This is a genomic window from Allobosea sp. (assembly GCF_035944895.1).
In the GTDB taxonomy this organism is placed as follows: Bacteria; Pseudomonadota; Alphaproteobacteria; order Rhizobiales; family Beijerinckiaceae; genus Allobosea.
Genome location: NZ_DASZAT010000012.1, coordinates 426,750 through 448,860, shown reverse-complemented (window position 1 = coordinate 448,860; position 22,111 = coordinate 426,750). Strand labels below are relative to the sequence as shown.

Below are 22,111 nucleotides of genomic sequence, written 5' to 3'. Positions count from 1 at the left end.
GAAAGGGAGCGTGCCGGGATTCATAGCCGCTCGAACCCCTGGGAGCAATGCGCCTGCTGCGGATGGAGTTCTCGGAAAGAAACTTTAGCGATTTCTAAAGTTTTATCTGGACAGGAGGCGGGAGATCGCGATACTTAAGCGTATGCTTCACCAACCAGACCAGCTCGATCTCATGTTCCAGGCGTTGGCGGACCCGAACCGCCGGCAGATGGTGCAGCGGCTCAGCGAGGGGCCGGCGAGCGTCAGCGAGCTGGCCCAGCCACTGCAGATGACGCTGTCGGCGGTGGTGCAGCATCTCGCCGTTCTCGAGGGAGCCGGGCTGGTGCGTACGCAGAAGATCGGGCGGGTCCGCACCTGTCAGCTCGACGCGCAGGCGCTGCGGGCGGCGGAGCGCTGGATCAGCGAGCGCCGCGCCCTCTGGGAGCGACGCTTCGACCGGCTCGGCGCCTTCCTCGCCGAGCAGGACTTGGTTTCGAAGGAAGGAGACGGAGCATGACCGAGCGGATTGTGGTCCACGCCGATTTCACCATCGAGCGCCACTATGATGCGAGCCCGGCCCGCGTCTTCGCCGCCTTTGCCGATCCGGTGGCCAAGCGGCGCTGGTCGGCCTGCCATGACGAGGGCGGGCTCGGCGAGCACACACTCGATTTCCGCGAGGGCGGCCGCGAGACCATGCGTGGCGCCCCGGCGGAAAGCGGTGTCTTTGCGATGAACGCGACTTTCGCGGAGATCGTGCCGGAGCAGCGCATCATCTACAGCTACGAACTGCTGCGCGATGGTATCCGCCTGTCGATCTCGCTGGCGACGATCGAGTTCCATCGCGCCGGCGCCGGCACCCTGCTTCGCTTCACCGAGCAGGCCGCTTTCCTCGACGGCCATGACCGGCCCGACTGGCGCGAGCAGGGCTCGCGCATCGGCTTCGACCGGCTGGCCGACTACCTCGCGCAAGAGCAGGCGCCAGCCTGAACCGCAACCACCTTCGACCAAAACCCTTTCAGCCCGCTCCTTTCCAGAAGCAGGAATGCACAGCCATGTCCCTGACGCTCTATTTCCACCCGCTTTCGGGCTTCTGCCAGAAGACGCTGGTCGCGCTCTACGAGAACGACACGCCGTTCACGCCGCAGCTCGTCAATTTCGGGGATGCCACCGAGCGCGCCGATTTCCTGAAGTTCTGGCCGATCGGCAAGTTCCCGCTGCTGCGCGACGACAGCAATGGCAGGCTGGTGCCGGAGACCAGCCTGATTATCGAGTACCTCACCTTGCACTATCCCGGCCCGGTTGCGCTGCTGCCGGAAAGCCCGGTTGCCGCGCTCGAGGTTCGTCGTCTCGACCGACTCTTCGATCTCTATGTCGCCATCCCCATGCAGAAGGTGGTGCTCGACCGACTGCGCCCGGAGGGCAGCAATGATCCGGTCGGCGTCGCCGAGGCCCGGGCGACGCTTGCGTCTGCCTATGACGTGCTGGAGGCAGAGATCGGCGGGCGGCAATGGGCGCTCGGCGATGATTTCAGCCTCGCCGACTGCTCGGCCGCGCCAGCGCTGTTCTATGCGGAGCGGGCACTGTCCTTCCGCGACAGCCATCCGCGGCTCTGGGCCTATTTCGAGCGGCTGCGCACGCGGCCGTCCTATGCCCGCGCCCTGGCCGAGGCCGAGCCTTATTTCCAGTTCTTCCCGCGCAATCCCGGCGATGCCGGGCTCTCCCGCTAGCCGTCACACACACCTCGTCGGCCCTTTCCCCCGACGGGAGAGGGTCCGCTGGCCATCTCGTTCGTTCCATTCAGCCGCAGTTCATCCCCGGCCGGCTAACCGGCATGCTGGCGGCATCTGAACCGGGAAAACCCGGCTGGTGCCGCTTCCGATGTCGCGATCCGGGGGGATCACTCGACTGTGCTGAAGGCCGTCGATCCGAACACCGTGCCTGCCGGCCCGCCATCCGACTGGCAGGTCACCAAAAGCTTCGCCCGTCTCACCGGCGGCTTCTGGCGCGGCGGCACCGCCGGCCGGGCCTGGCTCTGGTCGCTGTCGCTGGCGAGCGCGATCATCCTCTCCGTCTTCGCCAACGTCACCGTCAATCGCTGGAACGGCTGGTTCTTCGACGCGCTCGAGAAGAAGGACGGCGAGAGCGCGCTGATCGCCATGGCCGTCTTCCCGGTGCTGGTGCTGATCGCAGCTGGCCTCGGCGTCATCATCCTGATCTCGCGCGAGACCTTCCAGGTCCATTGGCGCGCCTATGTCACCGCCAAGCTCGCCGATGGCTGGATCGGCGAGCGCCGGTTCTACCGGCTCGGCCTCTCCGGCTACGAGCCGGCCAATCCCGAATACCGCATCGCCGACGACGTCCGCTGGGCGACCGAGCCGGTGGTCGACTTCGCCATCGGCCTGCTTTCGGCCGTCATCACCGCGATCACCTTCATCGGCATCCTCTGGTCGATCGGCGGCTCGCTCAGCGTCGAGGCGCATGGCGTTCCCTTCGAGATTCCCGCCTATATGGTCCTGGCCGCGATCATCTATGCGGTTCTGGTCTCCGGGCTGATCACCTGGGTCGGCCGGCCGCTGCCGCGCCTGATCGCCGCCCGCAACGAGGGCGAGGCGCGCCTGCGCTTCTCGCTGATGCGCATCCGCGACCATGGCGAGACGATCGCGCTCTCGCGCGCCGAGACCGGCGAGCGCCGCGCCGTCGCAGCGACCTATGACACGCTGGTGACGCGCTGGCTCGCCATGATCCGCCAGCGCGGCCGTCTGACCTGGATCACCAATGGCAGCGGTGCGCTGGTCCCGGTCGTGCCGCTCCTGCTGGCGGCGCCGAAATACCTGTCCGGCGAAATGTCGCTCGGCGACGTCGTCCAGGTCGCCGCCGCCTTCGTCGCCGTGCAGAACGCCTTCAACTGGGTGCTCGACAACTTCATGCGCATCGCCGAATGGCTGGCATCGGCGCGGCGCGTCGATGAACTCGCTGTCGCGCTCCATGCGATCGAGGCCGGAACTGCGCAGAGCGACATCGCCGTCCTTGCCAGCGAAGACGGAGGGGTGCGGCTAGACGAGCTGACCCTGACCGATCGTGACGGCCGAACCCTCCTGGCGGATGTCTCGACCGCGCTGCCTGCCGGCGCGACGCTGCATGTCGCCGGCGAGCTCGGCCATGGCAAGGCCGCCCTGATCCAGGCGGTGGCGGGCCTCTGGCCCTGGGGGCGCGGAGCGGTGGCGCTGCCGGATGGCGCGCGCGTCGCCGTGCTGCCGCAGCATCTGCATCTCTCGGAAGGCAGCCTGCGTGCCGCGCTCGACCCGATCGGCGGGCACAGCGATGCCGAGGCCGCGGCGGTGCTCCGGCACTATGGTCTCTCCGGCCTCATGTCACAGATCGACCTTGCGCATGACTGGGACAAGGCGCTGACCACCGGCGATCGCCAGCGCCTCGCTCTGGCACGCGCGGAATTGGCGAAGCCCGACATTCTCGTGCTCGACGAGGCGACGAGCGGGCTGGAAACCGAGGCGGCGCTCGAACTGCTCTCACGGCTCAGGGCGGCGCGGCCGGATGCGGTGATGCTGCTGATCGGCCAGAGCCCCGGCTTCGCCGAAGTTGCCGATCATCACCTCACCATGCGCCGCGCCGGCGGCGTCGCCCGCATCGCCTCGTCCGACATGCCGCGCCCGGCCGCTCTGGTCGAAGCCGGCGGCGGCTGACGCTTGGGCCTGTTCACGACTTCCCCATCCGCGCCGGCTCGACCGGCCTTTTCCGCAACGGAGTCAAACGCATGCTGAATATCTGGGACGTCTATTGGGGCCTGCGGGTCGAGCAGTGCCCCTGCGACGTGCATTTCGTCGAATGGCTGGAAGAGCAGGGCCTGACCGGCAAGCGCATCTACCATTTCGGCACCGGTGGCCATCACTACATCGGCATCCGCTGCGCCGAGCCGGAGCTGGACTGCACGGTGCTCGGGATCACCGCCTCGCCCAAGGAATACGAGGCCTTCGTCAAGCTCGCGATCGACAATCCGACGATCACCAAGACCTATTCCGCCTATTTCGGCGACATCTACACCAGCAATGCCCGGCTGCTGCCGCGCTTCGACATCGTCACGCTGTTCCACTCCTGCGAGTTTCGCAGCGAGAAGAACGACGCCTATGGCGCGCTGACCGATCTTCAGGTGATGCAGCTCTTCACCGACCAGACCGATGCCGGCGGCTATATCCTGTTCTACACCGGCTCCTTCGCCTACGAGGCGGCCAGGCCGATCATCGCGGACTGGGCGAAATCGCGCGCGGTCGAGGAGATCGGCGAATTCAAGACGCTGCGCGTCTTCCGCAAGATCGCCTGATCAGGCGAGCAGGCCGAGCCCGGGGCGCAAGCCCTCGAGCAGTGCCTGCCGGAACAGGGCGATCGGCTGCGCCAGCCGTCCGGCCGGCGGGCGATGCAACAGCCAGGACCGTACGCGTGGCCGGAAATCGGGCGCGTCGATGATCTCGACGGCGTCACGCCATGGGCTGTCCTGGAGAGCTGCCGGCGTGACGATGCCGATGCCGTGGCCGCGCGCGACCAGCGACAGACGCAGATCGGCGCTGAGCGCCTCGACGCCGACCTGGAAGTGGAGATGCGCGGCCTCGAATTGCTGGCGGATGGAGGCGCGGAAGCCGCAGCCATTGGCGTTCATCACCCAGGGGTAGCCGGACAGCATGACAAGGTCGGCCGGCCACGGCACCTTTAGGGACGGCGCCGCGACCAGCAGGACCTCCTGCGGGCCGAGATCGTCGCAGGCCAGCCCATCCGGTGGCGTGAGCCCGTCGGCGAGGCAGAGCGCGGTCGCGTCGAGCTCGTTGCGCAGGGTCTGTTCGAGCAATTGCGGCGACCAGCCCATGGTGATCCGCAAGGTCAATTCCGGAAAGGCGGCGCGCAGCCGGTCGAGCGGCACCGCCAGCGCGGCCTCCGACAGATAGGGCATGATCCCGAGCCGGAATTCGCCGCGAAGCTGGCCTTCGGGCGCGACGCCCGCCTTCAGATCGGCGACCGAGCGTAGCACGCGCAGGCCCTGCTCATAGGCCTCGCGCCCGGCATTGGTCGGCCGCAGCGGCTTCGATTGCCGGTCGAGCAGGGCCGCGCCGAGGCTATCTTCCAGGTTCTGGATGCGCCGGGTGACGCCGGGCTGCGTCAGGTTGAGCCTAGCCGAGGCGCCGATGATCGAGCCGGTCTCGACGACCGCGAGATAGGCTTCCAGGTCGCGCAGGTTCATAGCAGTCCCGCATAATCATTATAGTAACAATCGATTTGTAGCATAATGCTCAAGGCGAATAAAGTTTTCCGGCGATATGCGAGTTCATATGTCGGAGCTGTCACCGTGTCCGTCCAAGATCAGGCCCTTTGCCAGTCACTTCCAAAAGCACCTGAGGAGCACGGGCTTTCGGCCTCGCTCACCGTGCTGTTCGCCATCGCGGTCGGCGTCATCGTCACCAACCTGTTCGCCCCGCAGACATTGGTCGGGGCGATCGGCGCGAGCTTCGGCCTGCCGGAGGCGGCGAGCGGCCTCGTCGCGATGGCGCCGCTGCTGGGCTATGCGGCCGGCCTCATCCTGCTGGTACCGCTCGCCGATCTCGTCGAGAACCGAGCGCTGGTCCTGCGCATGCTGCTTTGCGCGATCCTCGCCGCCGCGCTGGCCGCTCTCGCGCCGGGCCTGCCGGCGCTGCTCGTCCTGATGGTCGCCCTCGGCGCCGCCTGCTCCGCCATCCAGATCCTGGTGCCGATCGCGGCCGCGATGGTGCCTCCCGCCCGGCGCGGCGCCGTGATCGGCGATGTGATGAGCGGCCTGATGGTCGGTATCCTGCTGGCGCGCCCGCTCGCCAGCCTCGTCACCGATGCCTGGGGCTGGCGCGGCTTCTACGTCGTCAGCGCCGGCGCGATGGCGCTGCTGACGCTCGTCCTCGTCGGTAATCTGCCGCGCCGCCGGCCGGAGACGCAAGCGAGCTATCCTGCTCTCATCGCTTCGCTCTGGCATCTCTTGCAGCAGGAGCCGGTGCTGCGCCGGCGGGCCCTATCGGCGGCGCTGGTGATGGCGAGCTTCAGCCTGATCTGGACGGTTGTCGCCCTGCGGCTGGTCCAGCCGCCCTTCCTGCTCGGCCAGCGCGGCATCGCCCTGTTCGCCTTGGTCGGGGCCGGCGGGGCACTGGCGACGCCACTCTTCGGCCGCTTCGGCGACCGTGGCTGGACCCGGCCAGCGACCCTGACGAGCCACCTGATTCTTCTCGGGTCGCTGGCGCTCCTCGGCTGGGCCGGAACGAGCGAGCATCTCGCAATGCCGGTGGCCCTTGCCGGGCTCGGTCTCGGCGTCTTCCTGCTCGATATCGGCGTCACCGGCGACCAGACGCTCGGCCGCCGCGCGGTCAACCTGCTGCGGCCGGAGGCGCGGGCCCGGCTGAACGGATTGTTCGTCGGCATCTTCTTCCTCGGTGGCGCCCTCGGTTCGGCTCTGGCCGGGCTGAGCTGGGCCTGGGGCGGCTGGCTCGGCAGTTGTGGCGTTGCGGCCGTCTTCGGGCTGCTGGCGCTGCTCGTCGGCCGGCGCGCCTAGTGCGTCGGCTTGTGCATTGCCGCGATTGGCGCTAGCTCTCGCCGATCGATCCCCGCGAACCAAGGAGGGCTGCGTGATCACGTTCTTTCGTCACCATCGTCAGCGCGGCCCCGTTCAGGCCCTGCAAGCCGGCTTGCAGGGCTGACCGCAAGGCGATCCTTTTTAGGTCTCTTCCAGGTCTGCCCTTCGTGAGGGCGTAGCGTCTTCGAGCCCGATGCTCGGCCAGCTGCGTCCATCCCCTCATCGAGCCAGGCGTTCCGCATTCGTGATGCCAGGGGCAAGGACCCCGGCCGAATGACGGCGCGCGGCTCGGGCAGTTCCAGAGACCGACCATGACCTTGATCACCCCTCGCAATCTCGGCGTCACGCTGGGCGCTCCGCTCTTTTCCGATCTGTCCTTCTCCCTCGTTGCGGGCGACCGCCTCGGCCTCATCGCCGCCAATGGCCGCGGCAAGTCGACCTTGCTGCGCTGCCTCGCCGGTTCCCTTGAACCGTCCGCCGGTGAAATCACACGCTCGCGCGGCCTGCGCATCGGCCATGTCGAGCAGGATGCCCCGCCGCACTTGCTGGAGCAGACCGTCGACCAATTGCTGCTCGACATGCTGCCGGCCGAGCAGCGCGCGAGCGAGCACTGGCGCGTCGAGGTCGCGCTCGATTCGCTCGCGATACCGGAAGAACTGCGCCGGCGCCCGCTCGGGCAATTGAGCGGCGGCTGGCAAAGGCTCGTGCTGCTCGCGCGCGCCGGCATTGCCGAACCGGACCTGCTGCTGCTCGACGAGCCCACCAACCATCTCGACCTCGCGCGCATCGGCCTGCTCGAAGGCTGGCTCGCCGCCCTGCCGCGCGACATGGCGGTGATCCTGTCGAGCCATGACCGGGCCTTCCTCGACGCAGCCACCAATCGGACGCTGTTCCTGCGCCAGGAGCACTCGCAACTGTTCGCGCTGCCCTACTCACCGGCGCGTGCGGCGCTCGATGAGACCGATGCCGCGACGGCACGCCAGCACGAGCGCGATCTGAAAACCGTCCAGCAGATGCGGCGCCAGGCGGCCAAGCTGAACAATATCGGGATCAACTCCGGCAGCGACCTCCTGCTGAGCAAGACCAAGCAATTGAAGCGCCGGGCCGACGAGCTCGAGGCGACGGCCCGGCCCGCCCATCGTGAGCGCTCCGCCGGTGCGATCAGGCTCGCCAGCAGCGCGACGCATGTGCGGGCGCTGGTCGAACTCGACGACGTCGCGGCCGAGACGCCGGACGGGCGGCTGCTGTTCAGGACGGGCAAGCGCTGGATCAGCCCGGGCGATCGCATCGTGCTGCTCGGCCTGAACGGCGCCGGCAAATCGCGCTTCATCGCCATGCTCCACGCCGCCATTCTCGGCCAGGAGCAGGCAGGCATCCGGGCGACGCCATCGCTGGTATTGGGCTACGCCAGCCAGAGCCTGGCCGAATTGCCCGATGGCGACACGCCGCATGGGCTGATCAGCCGGCGCTTCGATGTCGGCGACCAGCCGGCTCGCGGCCTGCTCGCAGGTGCCGGCATCGTCATCGAGCGCCAGACCGGGCCGATCGGCGCGCTCTCGGGCGGGCAGCGGGCGCGGCTCGCCATGCTGGCGCTGCGCCTCGCAAGGCCGAATTTCTATCTGCTGGACGAGCCGACCAACCATCTTGACATCGAGGGGCAGGAGGCACTGGAGGCCGAGCTCACCGCCGGCGAGACCAGTTGCCTCCTGGTCTCGCATGATCGCAGCTTCGTCCGGGCGATCGGCAACCGCTTCTGGCTGATCGAGAAGCGGCGGCTGGTCGAGGTCGACGATCCCGAAGCCTTCTTCCGGGAGGCAATGGAGGCGGAAGGCTGATCACCACCGTCACGATTGTCATAAACCGGCCGGCGCGTCCTGCGCCGGCCTCATGGCGCGCATTCGCCGCGCTGTCCTGTCTTGTGCATCGCGGCGAAGGCGCTATCTCTCGGGTCCGGCCGCCAGGCCAGCCGCCAGCAACCCGCCTTGCCCGCCGCGTCCTGCGTGCGTGCGCAACCCGACAAGAGCACTGATGTCCTTCGGCCCGCACGAGCCAGGAATGCCGTTGCGCAAGCGCAGCCGCTGGTGGTGGCTCGGTCCGCTCGCCTCTTCGGTGATCTTCGCGGCATCGCTGGTGGTGCTCTACTACATCATCCGCGAGATCGAGCCCGGTGAGCTCGCACGCGCCTTCGCCAATGCCAGTCAGCGCCAGCTCCTGCTGGCGCTCGGCTTCACGGCGCTGAGCTATCTGCTGCTCACCGGCTATGATGCACTGGCGCTGCGGCGGCTCGGCTTGTCGATCCCCTACCGGACCACGGCGCTCGCCTCCTTCACCAGTTATTCCGTCGCCTTCACATTGGGCTTCCCGATCGTGACCGGCGGCACCGTGCGCTACTGGGTCTATTCGTCCAAGGGCGTGCGCGCTTCGGAGGTTGCGAGCCTCACTGTCATCGCCGGCCTGACCTTCTGGCTCGGGCTCGGCATGATCCTCTGCGCCAGCCTGTTCTATGCGACGGAGTCGGTCGCCGTGCTGGCGCGGACTTCGCCGCTGGTGATCCAGGCGGTCGGCGCCGCCGTGGCGATCGGCACGGCAGGCTATCTCTTCTGGGTCGCGACCGGCGAGCGGACCTTGCGGGTCAGCGGCTGGAACCTGCCGCTGCCGGGCCTCGGCGTTACGCTGGCGCAGATGCTGCTGGGCGCTGCCGAGGTCTGCGCAGCCGCGGCCGTGCTCTATGTGCTGCTGCCGGGCGGACACAACCTGCCCTATGAGAGCTTCCTGGCGGCCTATATCTTCGCCTGCCTGATCGGCATCGCCAGCCATGCGCCGGGCGGGCTCGGCGTCTTCGAGGCGACCATGCTGATTGCGCTCAGCCGCCTGCCTTTCGAGCAGGTGCTCGGCGCGCTGCTGCTCTTCCGCATCATCTACTACATCCTGCCCTTCATCCTGGCGCTGGTGCTGCTGGCGCTCAACGAGATGATCCGGCGCATCCGGCGGCACGAGATCTGAGGCGCCGCTCCTGCAAACCCATCGGGCGAGCGCGCCTTGACGTGGGCGCCGGCCGACGCCACCTCGATTCTGCCGGCAGTGCCGAGGAAGCCGCCGGCTGACAGGAAGAGCAGTGGACGCGACGAACCTCATCGACGAGATCTACGAGGCCGCTGTCGTGCCGGAGCGATGGGACGGCGTGCTCGACCGGCTGGCGGCGCGCGCCGGTGGTGTCGGCACGATCCTGTTCGCGGCCTCGCCGAACCGGTTCCAGTGGACCTCCTCGCAGGCCATCCAGGCCGCTACGGCCGAATGGGTCGCCTCGCCCTTCGTCGTGGATAATCTGCGGGGCAAGCGCCTGGTTCCGCTCTTCGAGCCACGTTTCCTGACCGATCTCGACGCGATTACGCCCGAGGAACTGGAACAGGACCCGTTCTATCGCGATTTCCTCAGGCCACGCGGCTGGGGCTGGTGCGTTGGCACCTCGATCCGCTCGCCCAGCGGCGACAGCATCGTCTTCTCGATCGAGCGCCTTTATGCCAACGGCCCGGTTCCGCGCGAGACGGCCGCGGCGCTCGACCAGTTCCGGCCGCATCTGGCCCGGGCCTCGATCATCGCGGCGCGCCTCGGCCTCGAGCGGGCGCGCGCCAGCGTGGCGGCACTGGAGTTGATCGGCCTGCCGGCGGCGATCATCACCGGCCGCCACAGCGTGCTGGCGGCCAATGAGCTGATCATCACCTGCGGGGCATTCGAGATCGGCGCCTTCGATCGTGTGCGTCTCTCCGATCCCGTGGCGAATGAGCGCCTGCAGCTGCATCTCGACGTGGCCGGGGACGCCGGCCTGTCGTTCCCGATCCGGGCGGTGGGCGAGCGACCTGCCTTCGTCGCGCATCTGGTCCCGCTCAGGCGGGCCGGGCTCGACGTCTTCTCCGGCGCGGCCCAGCTGTTCTACCTCACCGAGGTCGGTCGCGGCGCGGCACCGTCCGCAGCCATCCTCGAAGCGCTGTTCGATCTCAGCCCCGCGGAAGCGAAGGTGACACGGCTGCTGTTGTCGGGCGGCACGGTCGCGGGCATCGCGAGCAGCCATGGGATCCAGCCCGAAACCGTGCGGGGCCAGCTCAAATCCGTCTTTGCCAAGACGGGCGTGCGCCGCCAGGCCGAGCTGATCCAGCTCCTCGGCGGCATTCAGTCTCCCGGCACGCCGGGCTTCAGCCTATAGGAGGCCGCTGCATGCGGATAGCGGTTGGTCGCGCGGGGGGAATTGCGCTGCACCACCGCTCCGGCCTATGACGCCTCGCCGCAGGCCACGCATCGGAAGGCAGGAACCGCATGCACGCTTTGGTCGACCCGAAGGCGCCGGTCACGGCGGCGCTGATCGAGGCCATCGGCGTTCCCGCCGTATTGCTCGACCCGCAGGGCGTGATCCAGGCGCTGAGCCCGACCGCCCCGGCGCTGGTCACGGCGCTCGCCAAGGGCAAGCCGCTCGCTCTAGTGATGCGCGATCCCGACCTGATCGACGCGATCGAGCAGGTCTCGCGCCATGGCGGGCGCCGCGCGGTCGAATTGATCGAGCGCGTCCCGGTCGAGCGCACCTTCCGCATCCATATCGCCGCGCTTGCCGGCAGCGGCTGGCGCCGGGCCGTGCTCATGACCTTCGAGGATCTCAGCGAGCAGCGCATGACCGAGCGCATGCGCGTCGATTTCGTCGCCAATGCCAGCCATGAACTGCGCACGCCGCTCGCCTCCGTGCTCGGCTTCGTCGAGACCCTGCAGGGACCGGCGCGCAATGATGCCGTGGCGCGCGACCGCTTCCTGACGATCATGCGTGAGCAGGGTCTGCGCATGGCGCGCCTGGTCGACGACCTGCTCTCGCTGTCGCGCATCGAACTGCGCGCCCATCTCGCGCCGGAGACGCCGGTCGACCTCTCCAGCATCGCCCGCGAGATCCTGGATTCGCTCGTGCTGATGGCGCGCGAGCGCGAGGTGACGCTGAAGCTCGACATTCCGCAGCAACCCGTCACCGTTGCCGGCGACCGCGACGAATTGCTGCGGCTGATGGAGAACTTGGTCGAGAACGCGATCAAATACGGCCAGCGTGGCGGCGAAGTCGGCATTACCGTCGCGATATCGGGCGAGGAGGCCAGCCTCAGCGTGCGCGATGACGGCCCCGGCATCGCCCCGGAACACCTGCCGCGCCTGACCGAGCGCTTCTATCGCGTCGACACCGCGGCGAGCCGCGAGGCCGGCGGCACCGGCCTCGGCCTTGCCATCGTCAAGCACATCGTCCTGCGCCATCGCGGCCGCCTGACGATCGAGAGCACCGTCGGCCAGGGCGCGACCTTCCGGGCGATCCTGCCGCGCCTGCCCGACGCAGCCCGTTAACGATTTGTGACGCCGGCAGGTGCGCTTTCATGACTATGTGTCATGTGGCTGTCATATAGCCGGTGTTCTAGCAGGGCCGCTGCACTTGCGACCTGTAGAGGACACCTCATGCGCAAACTTCTCATTCTCGCGGCCGCTGCCGTCGGCCTGTCGGGCGTTGCCCAGGCTGCCGACATCACCGGCGCCGGCGCGACCTTCCCCTTCCCGATCTATTCGAAGTGGGCCGAAGCCTACAAGAAGGAGAGCGGCGTCGGCCTGAACTACCAGTCGATCGGCTCGGGTGGCGGCATCCGCCAGATCAAGGCGAAGACCGTCGCCTTCGGTGCCACCGACGCCCCGCTCAAGGGTGAGGACCTGACCAAGGACGGCCTGATCCAGTTCCCGACCGTGATGGGCGGCGTCGTCCCCGCGATCAACATCGCCGGCGTCGAGCCCGGCAAGCTCAAGCTCTCGGGCGAGCTGATCGCCGAGATCTATCTCGGCACCATCAAGAAGTGGAACGACCCGAAGATCGTCGCGCTGAACGGCGACCTCAAGCTGCCCGACGCCAACATCAACCCGGTCTATCGTTCGGACGGCTCGGGCACGACCTTCGTGTTCACCGACTACCTTTCCAAGGTCTCGGCCGACTGGAAGTCGAAGATCGGCACCAACACGGCCGTGCAGTGGCCGGTCGGCATCGGCGGCAAGGGCAATGAGGGCGTCTCGGCCTCGGTCAAGCAGGTCGCCAATTCGATCGGCTACGTCGAATACGCCTACGCCAAGCAGAACAAGCTGGCCCACGCCCTCGTCAAGAACGCCGACGGCAACTTCCCGGCTCCGGACGACAAGGCCTTCCAGGCCGCCGCCGCCAACGCCAACTGGAACGAGGCTCCCGGCTTCGGCATCTCGCTGAACAACCAGAAGGGCGCCCAGGCCTGGCCGATCACCTCCGCCACCTTCCTGCTCGTGCACGCCAAGCCCGAGAAGCCGGAAGAGGTGCAGGCCGCGCTGAAGTTCGTCGACTGGGCCTACAAGAGCGGCGACCAGCTCGCCCTCGACCTCGACTACGTGCCGCTGCCGGCCAACGTCAAGGACCAGGTCCGCAACGCCTGGAAGGGCGTCACCGACCCGGCGGGCAAGCCGATCTTCTGATCGCTCCCGCGTGACGATACGGGGCGGGGGCCGGACAAGGGCCCCCGCTTCCGCGACGACCAGAGCCTCGTTTCGATCCGATAATCGCCTTTCGAGACCGGAGTAACCACGGATGTCTGCCGTGACCGATCAGTTCGCCGCGCCGAGCGCGCCGGTGCGCAAGACCCCGATGGGGACCTTCGATCTCATCTTCCGCAATGCCAGCCTGCTGGCGGCGCTGTTCGTGCTGGTGCTGCTCGCCGGCATCATGCTCTCGATGGTCATCGGCGGTTGGCCGGCCTTCCGCGAATTCGGCTTCGGCTTCATCACCTCCAGCGTCTGGGACACCCAGAACGAGCAATACGGCGCCTGGCCGGCCATTGTCGGCACCCTCTCGACCGCGCTGATCGCGCTCGTCGTCGGCGTCCCGCTCTCGCTGGGGATCGCCGTCTTCCTGACCCAGCTCGCCCCGCCCTGGTTCAAGCAGCCGGTCTCGACCGCGATCGAGCTGCTCGCCGCCGTGCCCTCGATCATCTACGGCATGTGGGGGCTGTTCGTGTTCGCGCCGCTGTTCGCGGCCTATGTCCAGATCCCGCTCTCGAACATCGTCGAGGGCATGCCGATCGTCGGCACCATCCTCTATTCGCGCTCGCCCTCGGGCCTGGGCATCCTGACCGCCGGGATCATCCTGGCCTTCATGATCATCCCCTTCATCGCCTCGATCACCCGCGACATGCTCGACCAGATCCCGTCGGTGCTGCGTGAGAGCGCCTATGGCATCGGGGCGACGACCTGGGAGGTCGTGCGCCATGTCCTGGTGCCGCAGGCCGGCGTCTCGATCATCGGCGCGATCATGCTCGGCCTCGGCCGGGCGCTCGGCGAGACCATGGCGGTGACCTTCGTCGTCGGCAACGCCAACCGGCTTTCGCCCTCGATCCTGGATCCCGGCTCGACCATCGCCTCGCGCATCGCCAACGAGTTCAACGAGGCGCTCGGCCTGCAGCTCAACTCGCTGATCGCGCTCGGCTGCATCCTGTTCTTCGTCACCTTCGTCGTCCTCGTCATCGCGCGCCTCCTGGTCGCGCGGGTGAAGCGCTACTGAGCGGAGCTGGACCCATGACCATGGCGACATCCCCCAAGACCATGACCGCGCCGCATGTCGAATGGGGCCGCGTGCGCCCGGCGCGCCGCACCGCCGACCGGATGATGAAGATCATCGCGACGAGCTTCACCCTGATCGCGATCGTCGTGCTGTTCTGGATCCTCGGCATGCTGATCGTGAAGGGACTGGGCGGGCTCTCCGCCTCGACCTTCACGCAGGTCACGCCCGGGCCCGGCACGGAAGGCGGCGGCCTCGCCAACGCCATCGTCGGCTCGATCGTGCTGACCTTCCTCGGCATCGCCGTGGCGACGCCGATCGGCGTGCTCGCTGGCACCTATCTCGCCGAATACGGCAAGGCCTCCAAGCTCGCCGACCTCATTCGCTTCATCAACGACATCCTGCTCTCGGCGCCTTCGATCCTGATCGGCCTGTTCGTCTACGTGATCATGGTCGAGCCGTTCCGCGGCTATTCCGGCTGGGCCGGCGGCGTCGCCCTCGGCATCATCGCGATTCCGGTGATCGTGCGCACCACCGAGGACATGCTGCGCCTCGTTCCGGGCTCGCTGCGCGAAGCCGGCGCTGCGCTCGGCGCCCCGCCCTCCGTGGTCATCACCTCGGTGACCTGGCGCGCGGCGAAGTCGGGCATGGTCACCGGCATTCTCCTGGCGCTCGCCCGCATCGCCGGCGAGACCGCGCCGCTGATCTTCACCGCGCTCAACAATAATTTCTGGTTCTCGCCGAACCTGGTCGGCGGCGTCTCCAACCTGCCGGTGACGATCTATCAGTTCGCCTCCGCCCCTTACGAGAACTGGCAGCAGCTCGCCTGGGCGGGATCGCTGATCATCACCGTCTCAATCCTCGTGCTTTCCATCATCGCCCGGCGCATCGTGCGCGGCGGCAAGTGATAAGCGTCCGATCGGAAGGACCATGCAGATGCTTTCGACCCTCGAACTGAGCCCGCAGACGCTGGACGCCGAAGCTCCCGTTCGCATCGCCGTCAAGAACCTTGATTTCTACTACGGCGAGCACAAGGCGCTGAAGAACATCAACCTCGACTTCCGCGACCGGCACGTCACCGCGCTGATCGGCCCGTCGGGCTGCGGCAAGTCGACCCTGCTGCGCATCTTCAACCGCATCTACTCGCTCTATCCCGAGCAGAAGGCGACCGGCGAGATCCTGCTCGACGGCCGCAACATCATCTCCAACAACGTCGACGTGAACGAATTGCGCTCGCGCATCGGCATGGTCTTCCAGAAGCCGACCCCGTTCCCGATGTCGATCTACGACAACGTCGCCTTCGGCATCCGCCTCTATGAGAAGCCGCCGAAGTCGGAGCTCGACGATCGTGTCGAGGGCGCACTGCGCCGTGCCGCCCTCTGGGACGAGGTCAAGGACAAGCTGAAGAGCTCCGGCATGGGCCTCTCCGGTGGCCAGCAGCAGCGCCTGTGCATCGCGCGGACCATCGCCCAGAAGCCCGAGGTCATCCTGTTCGACGAGCCGACTTCGGCGCTGGACCCGATCTCGACCGGCAAGATCGAGGACCTGCTCGAGCAGCTGAAGAGCGACTTCACCATCGTCATCGTCACCCACAACATGCAGCAGGCGGCGCGCATCTCGCAGTACACCGCCTTCATGTATCTTGGCGAGGTGATCGAGTTCGACGCCACCAACACCATCTTCATGAACCCGCACAAGAAGCAGACGCAGGACTACGTCACCGGCCGTTTCGGCTGAGCTCCCAGCGTCTCGGCCAGCCTCGAAGGATACGCCCCGATGTCCGACCATATCGTCCGCTCCTACGACGCCGATCTCGAAGGCCTGCGCCGCAGCCTCGCCGAGATGGGCGGCATGTCCGAGCGCATGCTCGGCGACTCCACCGTGGCACTGGTGCGCCGCGACACCGCGCTCGCCCAGAAGATCATCAGCGCCGACCAGCGCCTCGACAATCTCCAGCGCGAGGTCGAGGAAAAGGCGGTGCTGACCATCGCCCGCCGCCAGCCGCTGGCGAACGACCTGCGCGAGCTGATCTCGGCGATCCGCATCGCCGCCGACATCGAGCGTGTCGGCGACCTCGCCAAGAACATCGCCAAGCGCGCCGTCGCGATCTCCGGCCAGTTCTCGCCGCCGCATCGCGCCGTGGTCGGGCTGGAGCATATGAGCCGCCTGGTCCAGGCCCAGCTCAAGGACGTGCTCGACGCCTATGCCGCCAGCAACGAGCAGAAGGCGATGGAGGTCTGGCGCCGCGACGACGAGATCGACGCGCTCTACACCTCGCTGTTCCGCGAGCTCCTGACCTATATGATGGAGGATCCGCGCAACATCACCTTCTGCACGCACCTCCTGTTCTGCGCCAAGAACGTCGAGCGCATCGGCGATCACACCACCAACATCGCCGAGACCATCCACTACCTCGTCACCGGCCAGTCCATGGACGAGAGCCGGCCGAAGCTCGACACCACCAACATCCTCGTCGATCTGCCGGCGGCCAATGGCTGAACCGGCGGGGCTTGAACGGACCCTGACATGCCCGCACGCATCCTGATCGTCGAGGACGAGGAGCCGCTCACCCTGCTGCTGCGCTATAATCTCGAGGCCGAGGGCTTCGAGGTCGACAGCGTGGCGCGCGGTGACGATGCCGAACTGCATCTGCGCGACCATACGCCGGACCTCGTCCTGCTCGACTGGATGCTGCCCGGCCTTTCCGGCATCGAGCTCTGCCGGCGCCTGCGCACACGCCGCGATACCGAGCGCGTGCCGATCATCATGCTGACCGCCCGCGGCGAGGAGACCGAGCGCGTGCGCGGCCTTGCCACCGGCGCCGACGACTATGTCGTCAAGCCGTTCTCGCTGCCCGAGCTGATCGCCCGCATCCAGGCGCTGCTGCGCCGCGCCAAGCCCGGCCATGTCGCCGGCCTGCTCGCTGCCGGCGATCTCGAGCTCGACCGCACCACCCGCCGCGTGCGCCGCGCCGGTGCCGAACTGCATCTCGGCCCGACCGAGTTCCGCCTGCTCGAATTCCTGATGCAGGCGCCGGGCCGGGTCTATTCCCGGGCCCAGCTCCTCGACGCCGTCTGGGGCCGCGACGTCTATATCGACGAGCGCACCGTCGACGTCCATGTCGGCCGCCTGCGCAAGGCGATCACCCCTGCCAATGCCAAGGATCCGCTGCGCACGGTGCGCGGCGCCGGCTATGCCTTCGACGAGACTTTTGCGCGCAGCTGAGCGCTTCCGTCAGCGCGGCGCGGCGACGATCACCGCCGCGCCGGCAAGGCAGAGTGCCGCGCCTGCCAGGTCATAGCGATCTGGCGGCACCTTCTCGACCAGCCCCATCCAGGCCAGCGACGCCACGATGTAGACGCCGCCATAGGCGGCAAAGGCGCGTCCGGCGGCGGGGCTGTCGACCAGGGTCAGCAGCCAGGCGAAAGCCGCGAGCGATACCAGGCCCGGCAGCAGCCACCAGATCGGCTTGTCGAGCTTCAGCCAGGCCCAGAATGCAAAACAGCCGGCGATCTCCGCCAGCGCCGCGCCCGCATAGATCGCGAATGTCGCCATGGCGCTCTCCAGCTGGTTCCACGCATGAAAAAGCCGGCCACGAGGGCCGGCCTTTCAGCTTCTGCTCACGTGCCGGCTCAGGCGCGGGCGGGCTTGCGGTCGCGGCGCCTGTCGGCTGCCGGCTGGTAGGCGATCCGGGCGTGATAGGCGCAATAGGGCATGCCGGTCGCGCTGCGGCCGCCGCAGAAGCGGAACTCCGGCGTGGTCGGGTCGCCCATCGGCCAGCGGCACATATATTCGCGCAGATCCATGATGGTGACCCGCTCGGAGAACGGCACGACCACGTCCTCGGCCGGCGCCGGAGCGCGTTCGACCTGTGCTTCGGCCGCGATCTCGGGTGCGAACTGCGGGGCCAGCGCGGTGTTGCCGCGGGTCAGCCCGGCGCCGCCGCTCTGGTGGCCGGCCGGATGGCTCGGCGGGCGGGCCGCGGGCTTGCGCGGGCGCGGCGTGGCCGAGCCGGGGCTCTTGGCCCGGCCGGACAGGCCGAGACGATGGACCTTCCCGATGACGGCATTACGCGTGACATTGCCGAGCTCGGCGGCGATCTGGCTCGCGCTCAGGCCGTCATTCCAGAGCTTCTTGAGCAGTTCGACGCGTTCGTCGGTCCAGGCTCCGGCTTCGGTCATGGGGTTGCACCTGTCTTCGTCATGTCCCGCCAGCAGGCCGGCGAGGCATAGGGAGAGATCATGGCGGAATCCGATACCGGCAGCGCCCGTTGCTCAACGGAAGCCGTTACGCCCGGAACTGACGATACTGGAGACGCCGCACGAGATGTCGTATCTGACGAAAAGGACCATACAAGATGGCCTGACTCGGCCACAAGAGTCGCCGAATCGTAATTCGGCTTTTCCCCAGCCAATCGCCGCAGACGATGGGAAGGTGAGTCTATTCGGCAACGCTGCCGCGAGGTCAGCCGCAATTGACAGGGCGAGGCCGGTTTTGCATAGTCGCATCACGCAGCCGCCCCCAAGGGCGGCGCTTATGTTTTTGAGCGATCGGGATTTTCCTTCGATGCGGCTTGACGCGCGACGAGACGGCGGGAACGGCCAGCGACGATAATGTCGCCGGCGGGTCGCATCGTGCCGGCATCATGCCGCCTTGCGTCCCACCCTGCCGTTCCCGGCCCGAGATTCCGCGCTACCTTCCTGTCTCGCCGCAAGGATTTTGCTCCATGAGCACCGCTTCCGCTTCTTCCGTTCTCCTGCCGACCTATGCCCGGGCCCCGATCGCGCTCGAGCGTGGCGAGGGCGCCTGGGCGATCACCGCCGATGGCACCCGCTTCCTCGATTTCGGCGCCGGCATCGCCGTCAATTCGCTCGGCCACGCCCATCCGCATCTGGTCGAGGCGCTGACCCAGCAGGCTCAGCGCATCTGGCACACCTCGAACCTCTACACGATGCCCGAGGGCGAGAAGCTCGCCCGCCGGCTCTGCGAGGCGACCTTCGCCGAACGCGTCTTCTTCACCAATTCGGGCGCCGAGGCGAACGAATGCGCGATCAAGATGGCCCGCAAGTACCATGCTGCGAAGGGCCACCCCGAGCGCTACCGGATCGTCACCTTCGAGGGCGCCTTCCATGGCCGCACGCTCGCGACCATCGCCGCCGGCGGCCAGCAGAAATACATCGACGGCTTCGGCCCGAAGGTCGACGGCTTCGACCAGGTGCCGTTCGACGACGAGGCGGCGCTGAAGGCCGCGATCGGTCCTGAGACCGCCGCGCTGATGATCGAGCCGATCCAGGGCGAAGGCGGCCTGCGCTCGGTGCCGATGCGTGTCCTGAAGCAACTCCGCGAGCTCTGTGACGAGCACGGCCTGATGCTGATCTTCGACGAGATCCAGACCGGCGTCGGCCGCACCGGCAAGTTCTTCGCCTATGAGCACTACGGCGTCGCCCCCGACATCATGTCGATCGCCAAGGGCATCGGCGGCGGCTTCCCGATGGGCGCCTGCCTCGCCACCGAGGAGGCGGCCTCCGGTATGACGCTCGGCACCCACGGCACCACCTTCGGCGGCAATCCGCTCGCCATGGCGGTCGGCAACGCCGTGCTCGACGTCATCCTGGCGCCGGGCTTCATCGAGCAGGTCCAGAAGACGGCCTTGCGCCTGCGCCAGTCGCTGGCCCAGCTCAAGGATCAGCATCCCCAGGTGATCGAGGAGATCCGCGGCGAGGGGCTGATGCTCGGCCTCAAGCTCAAGACCCCGAACACCGATTTCGTCGCGCAGGCACGGGCCGCCGGCCTGCTCGTGGTCGCGGCCGGCGACAATGTCGTGCGCCTGCTGCCGCCGCTGATCATCGGCGAGAGCGAAGTGGCCGAGGCGGTGGCGCGGCTGGACAAGGCGGCTGGCGCGGTCGAGGCGGAGTTCGCCCGGCCGGCGGCGGAGTGAACATGATGTCTGCGACGCGTCACTTTCTCGATCTCTCGGATTTCTCGGCCGGAGAGCTCCGCGCCATCCTCAAGGCCGGCGAGGACATCAAGGCCCGCCGGCGCACGCCCGCGGCTGCCGGCGACCGCCTGCTCGAGGGCAAGGTCATCGCCATGATCTTCGAGCAGCCTTCGCTGCGGACCCGCGTCTCCTTCGACGTCGGCATCCGCGAGCTCGGCGGTTCGCCGATGATGGTGACCGGCCAGGAGATCGAGCTCGGCGAGCGCGAGACCATCGCCGACACCGCCCGCGTACTGTCGCGCTATGTCGACGCGATCATGATCCGCATGCTCGACCACGATGCCGTGGTCGAGATGGCGCAATACGCCACAGTGCCGGTGATCAACGGCCTGACCAAGCGCCAGCATCCCTGCCAGGTCATGGCCGATGTCATGACCTTCGAGGAGCGCAAGGGCTCGATCAAGGGCAAGCGCATTGCCTGGACCGGCGACACCAACAACGTCCTGACCTCCTGGGTCCATGCGGCCGGCCGGCTCGATTTCGAGCTCGCCATCGCGACGCCCGAGGAGCTCAGCCCCCCGCCGGCGCTGCTCGACTGGGCCCGCGGCCAGGGCGCCAGGCTGCAATTGACCCATCGCCCCGAGGCGGCGGTCGAAGGCGCCGATTGCGTCATCACCGATTGCTGGGTCTCGATGGGCGACCAGGAAGGCACGCGTCACAACCTGCTGCGTCCCTATCAGGTCGACGAGCGCCTGCTCGGCCGCGCCGAGAAGGATGCGATCTTCATGCACTGCCTGCCGGCCTCGCGCGGCGAGGAAGTGACCGATCAGGTCATGGACGGCCCGCAATCGGCTGTCTTCGATGAGGCCGAGAACCGGCTGCATGCCCAGAAGGGCATCCTGGCCTGGTGCTTCGGCGGAGTGGCGGCCTGATGGCGGACGGCTCGCCCGCGGGCGCCCCCGACGATCGGGTGCTGCCCTTCGCCGTGCCTGACCTCGACGTGCGCGGCCGGGTCGTCAGGCTCGGCGCCTCGCTCGACCAGGTCCTCGCACGCCATCATTACCCCGAGCCCGTTGCGCGCGTCCTCGCCGAGGCGGTGGCGCTGACAGTCATGCTCGGCACCACGCTCAAGGGCGAGGGCCGCTTTCAGCTCCAGACCAAGAGCGACGGGCCGGTGTCGATGCTGGTCGTCGACTTCAACGCGCCCGACTGCTACCGCGCCATGGCCCGCTACGACGCCGACCGCCTGGCGGCCGCGACCGACGCGAATGCGATCTCGACCGGCGAGCTGCTTGGCAAGGGCCACCTCGCCATGACCGTCGACCAGGGCAGCGAGGCGACGCGCTATCAGGGCGTCGTCGCGCTCGATGGCCAAGGGCTGGAGCAGGCCGGCCACCAGTATTTCCGCCAGTCCGAGCAGATCCCGAGCCGTATCCGTCTTGGCGTCGGCTCGGTCCTGACCGGGGCCGGGCTCGCCTGGCGCGCCGGCGGGCTGATCGTGCAGTTCATGCCGAACTCGCCCGAGCGCATGCGCGCTGCCGACCTGCATCCCGGCGATGCGCCCGAGGGCCATGAGATACTCGCCGCCGGCGACGATGACGGCGTCAGCGACGACGCCTGGACCGAGGCGCGCTCGCTGGTCGAAACGATCGAGCATCACGAACTGCTCGATCCGCTGCTGGAGAGCGAGCAGCTGCTCTACCGGCTCTTCCATGAGCGCGGCGCCCATGTCTTCGAGCCCGTTTCGGTGCACGAGGCCTGCCGCTGCTCGCGCGAGCGCGTTCTCGGCATGCTCAAGGGATTTTCGGCCGACGACCGCAAGGCGATGATCGCCGATGACGGCACGCTCGGCGTCACCTGCGAGTTCTGCTCGCGTCGCTACGAGTTCGATCCGGCCGAGGTCGAGGCGGAGATCTCGGCGGGGCAGTGATCGCAGTGCGTCGTGCTCGGGCTTGACCCGGGCACCTCAGGCCGGAGAAGGCGCAGATTGGCGCCCTCTCGTCAGGAGATTCTCGGATCTGCG

The 22,111-nt window shown here is 67.8% G+C and carries 22 protein-coding genes; 19 read left to right on the top strand and 3 right to left on the bottom strand.

The features are described 5' to 3' along the window. Positions 1-142: 142 nt before the first annotated feature. The 5 genes from VGV58_RS24260 (at position 143) to VGV58_RS24240 (ending at position 4,315) form a co-directional block, all read left to right on the top strand. Positions 143-496: an ArsR/SmtB family transcription factor gene (locus VGV58_RS24260; protein WP_326876616.1), complete on the top strand. Its 354-nt coding sequence runs from the start codon at positions 143-145 to the stop codon at positions 494-496. Then, positions 493-966, top strand: a complete 474-nt coding sequence (locus VGV58_RS24255) for an SRPBCC family protein (RefSeq protein WP_326876615.1) — start codon at positions 493-495, stop codon at positions 964-966. Before VGV58_RS24260 ends, VGV58_RS24255 begins: the two co-directional genes overlap by 4 nt. Before the next feature lie 65 nt (positions 967-1,031). Then, positions 1,032-1,706: a glutathione S-transferase family protein gene (locus VGV58_RS24250; protein ID WP_326876614.1), complete on the top strand. Its 675-nt coding sequence runs from the start codon at positions 1,032-1,034 to the stop codon at positions 1,704-1,706. Positions 1,707-1,886: 180 nt separating this feature from the next. Beyond that, the gene (locus tag VGV58_RS24245) at positions 1,887-3,680 is read left to right on the top strand and encodes an ABC transporter ATP-binding protein/permease (protein ID WP_326876613.1); all 1,794 of its coding nucleotides are present in this window, start codon (positions 1,887-1,889) and stop codon (positions 3,678-3,680) included. Between the two features lie 71 nt (positions 3,681-3,751). Continuing rightward, positions 3,752-4,315, top strand: a complete 564-nt coding sequence (locus VGV58_RS24240) for a hypothetical protein (protein WP_326876612.1) — start codon at positions 3,752-3,754, stop codon at positions 4,313-4,315. Here VGV58_RS24240 and VGV58_RS24235 read toward each other — a convergent pair whose 3' ends face one another. Next, positions 4,316-5,224, bottom strand: coding sequence for a LysR family transcriptional regulator (locus tag VGV58_RS24235; protein ID WP_326876610.1), 909 nt, complete (start codon positions 5,222-5,224; stop codon positions 4,316-4,318). A gap of 105 nt (positions 5,225-5,329) precedes the next feature. Here VGV58_RS24235 and VGV58_RS24230 point away from each other — a divergent pair, with 105 nt between their 5' ends. The 11 genes from VGV58_RS24230 to phoB all read left to right on the top strand — a co-directional run bounded on the left by VGV58_RS24230 (position 5,330) and on the right by phoB (position 17,375). Next, complete coding sequence (locus tag VGV58_RS24230; RefSeq protein ID WP_326876609.1) at positions 5,330-6,553, top strand: MFS transporter; 1,224 nt, start codon at positions 5,330-5,332, stop codon at positions 6,551-6,553. A 332-nt stretch (positions 6,554-6,885) separates the two neighbouring features. Continuing rightward, positions 6,886-8,409 (top strand): ABC-F family ATP-binding cassette domain-containing protein, encoded by a 1,524-nt coding sequence (locus VGV58_RS24225; protein WP_326876608.1) that lies wholly within the window; start codon positions 6,886-6,888, stop codon positions 8,407-8,409. 220 nt (positions 8,410-8,629) lie between these two features. After that, complete coding sequence (locus VGV58_RS24220) at positions 8,630-9,577, top strand: lysylphosphatidylglycerol synthase domain-containing protein (RefSeq protein WP_326876607.1); 948 nt, start codon at positions 8,630-8,632, stop codon at positions 9,575-9,577. Positions 9,578-9,689: 112 nt separating this feature from the next. Further along, positions 9,690-10,775, top strand: a complete 1,086-nt coding sequence (locus tag VGV58_RS24215; RefSeq protein ID WP_326876606.1) for a helix-turn-helix transcriptional regulator — start codon at positions 9,690-9,692, stop codon at positions 10,773-10,775. Between the two features lie 110 nt (positions 10,776-10,885). Continuing rightward, a complete protein-coding gene (locus VGV58_RS24210) occupies positions 10,886-11,938 on the top strand; it encodes an ATP-binding protein (RefSeq protein WP_326876605.1) in 1,053 nt (350 codons plus the stop codon). A gap of 108 nt (positions 11,939-12,046) precedes the next feature. After that, on the top strand, positions 12,047-13,072 hold the full coding sequence (gene pstS, locus VGV58_RS24205) for a phosphate ABC transporter substrate-binding protein PstS (RefSeq protein WP_326876604.1): 1,026 nt from the start codon (positions 12,047-12,049) through the stop codon (positions 13,070-13,072). 112 nt (positions 13,073-13,184) lie between these two features. Continuing rightward, positions 13,185-14,153, top strand: coding sequence for a phosphate ABC transporter permease subunit PstC (gene pstC / locus VGV58_RS24200; protein ID WP_326876603.1), 969 nt, complete (start codon positions 13,185-13,187; stop codon positions 14,151-14,153). A gap of 14 nt (positions 14,154-14,167) precedes the next feature. Further along, entirely contained in the window at positions 14,168-15,058 is an 891-nt protein-coding gene (pstA, locus tag VGV58_RS24195) for a phosphate ABC transporter permease PstA (protein ID WP_326876602.1), read from the top strand. 28 nt (positions 15,059-15,086) lie between these two features. Next, positions 15,087-15,887 (top strand): phosphate ABC transporter ATP-binding protein PstB, encoded by an 801-nt coding sequence (gene pstB / locus VGV58_RS24190; RefSeq protein WP_137883970.1) that lies wholly within the window; start codon positions 15,087-15,089, stop codon positions 15,885-15,887. A gap of 39 nt (positions 15,888-15,926) precedes the next feature. Continuing rightward, a complete protein-coding gene (phoU, locus tag VGV58_RS24185; protein WP_326876601.1) occupies positions 15,927-16,649 on the top strand; it encodes a phosphate signaling complex protein PhoU in 723 nt (240 codons plus the stop codon). A 27-nt stretch (positions 16,650-16,676) separates the two neighbouring features. Next, on the top strand, positions 16,677-17,375 hold the full coding sequence (gene phoB / locus VGV58_RS24180; RefSeq protein ID WP_091835441.1) for a phosphate regulon transcriptional regulator PhoB: 699 nt from the start codon (positions 16,677-16,679) through the stop codon (positions 17,373-17,375). 9 nt (positions 17,376-17,384) lie between these two features. On the opposite strand, the gene VGV58_RS24175 is transcribed toward phoB, so the two are convergent. Next, a complete protein-coding gene (locus VGV58_RS24175) occupies positions 17,385-17,705 on the bottom strand; it encodes a YnfA family protein (RefSeq protein WP_326876600.1) in 321 nt (106 codons plus the stop codon). 77 nt (positions 17,706-17,782) lie between these two features. Then, the gene (locus VGV58_RS24170; protein WP_326876599.1) at positions 17,783-18,331 is read right to left on the bottom strand and encodes a GcrA family cell cycle regulator; all 549 of its coding nucleotides are present in this window, start codon (positions 18,329-18,331) and stop codon (positions 17,783-17,785) included. A gap of 545 nt (positions 18,332-18,876) precedes the next feature. Here VGV58_RS24170 and VGV58_RS24165 point away from each other — a divergent pair. Genes VGV58_RS24165 through VGV58_RS24155 form a run of 3 tightly spaced genes read left to right on the top strand, consistent with a single transcriptional unit; the run spans position 18,877 to position 22,018 of the window. After that, positions 18,877-20,088: an aspartate aminotransferase family protein gene (locus VGV58_RS24165; protein WP_326876598.1), complete on the top strand. Its 1,212-nt coding sequence runs from the start codon at positions 18,877-18,879 to the stop codon at positions 20,086-20,088. A gap of 2 nt (positions 20,089-20,090) precedes the next feature. Next, positions 20,091-21,020 (top strand): ornithine carbamoyltransferase, encoded by a 930-nt coding sequence (gene argF / locus VGV58_RS24160; RefSeq protein WP_326876597.1) that lies wholly within the window; start codon positions 20,091-20,093, stop codon positions 21,018-21,020. Next, positions 21,020-22,018, top strand: a complete 999-nt coding sequence (locus VGV58_RS24155) for an Hsp33 family molecular chaperone (RefSeq protein WP_326876596.1) — start codon at positions 21,020-21,022, stop codon at positions 22,016-22,018. The genes argF and VGV58_RS24155 overlap by 1 nt, the downstream gene beginning before the upstream one ends. Positions 22,019-22,111 lie beyond the last annotated feature (93 nt).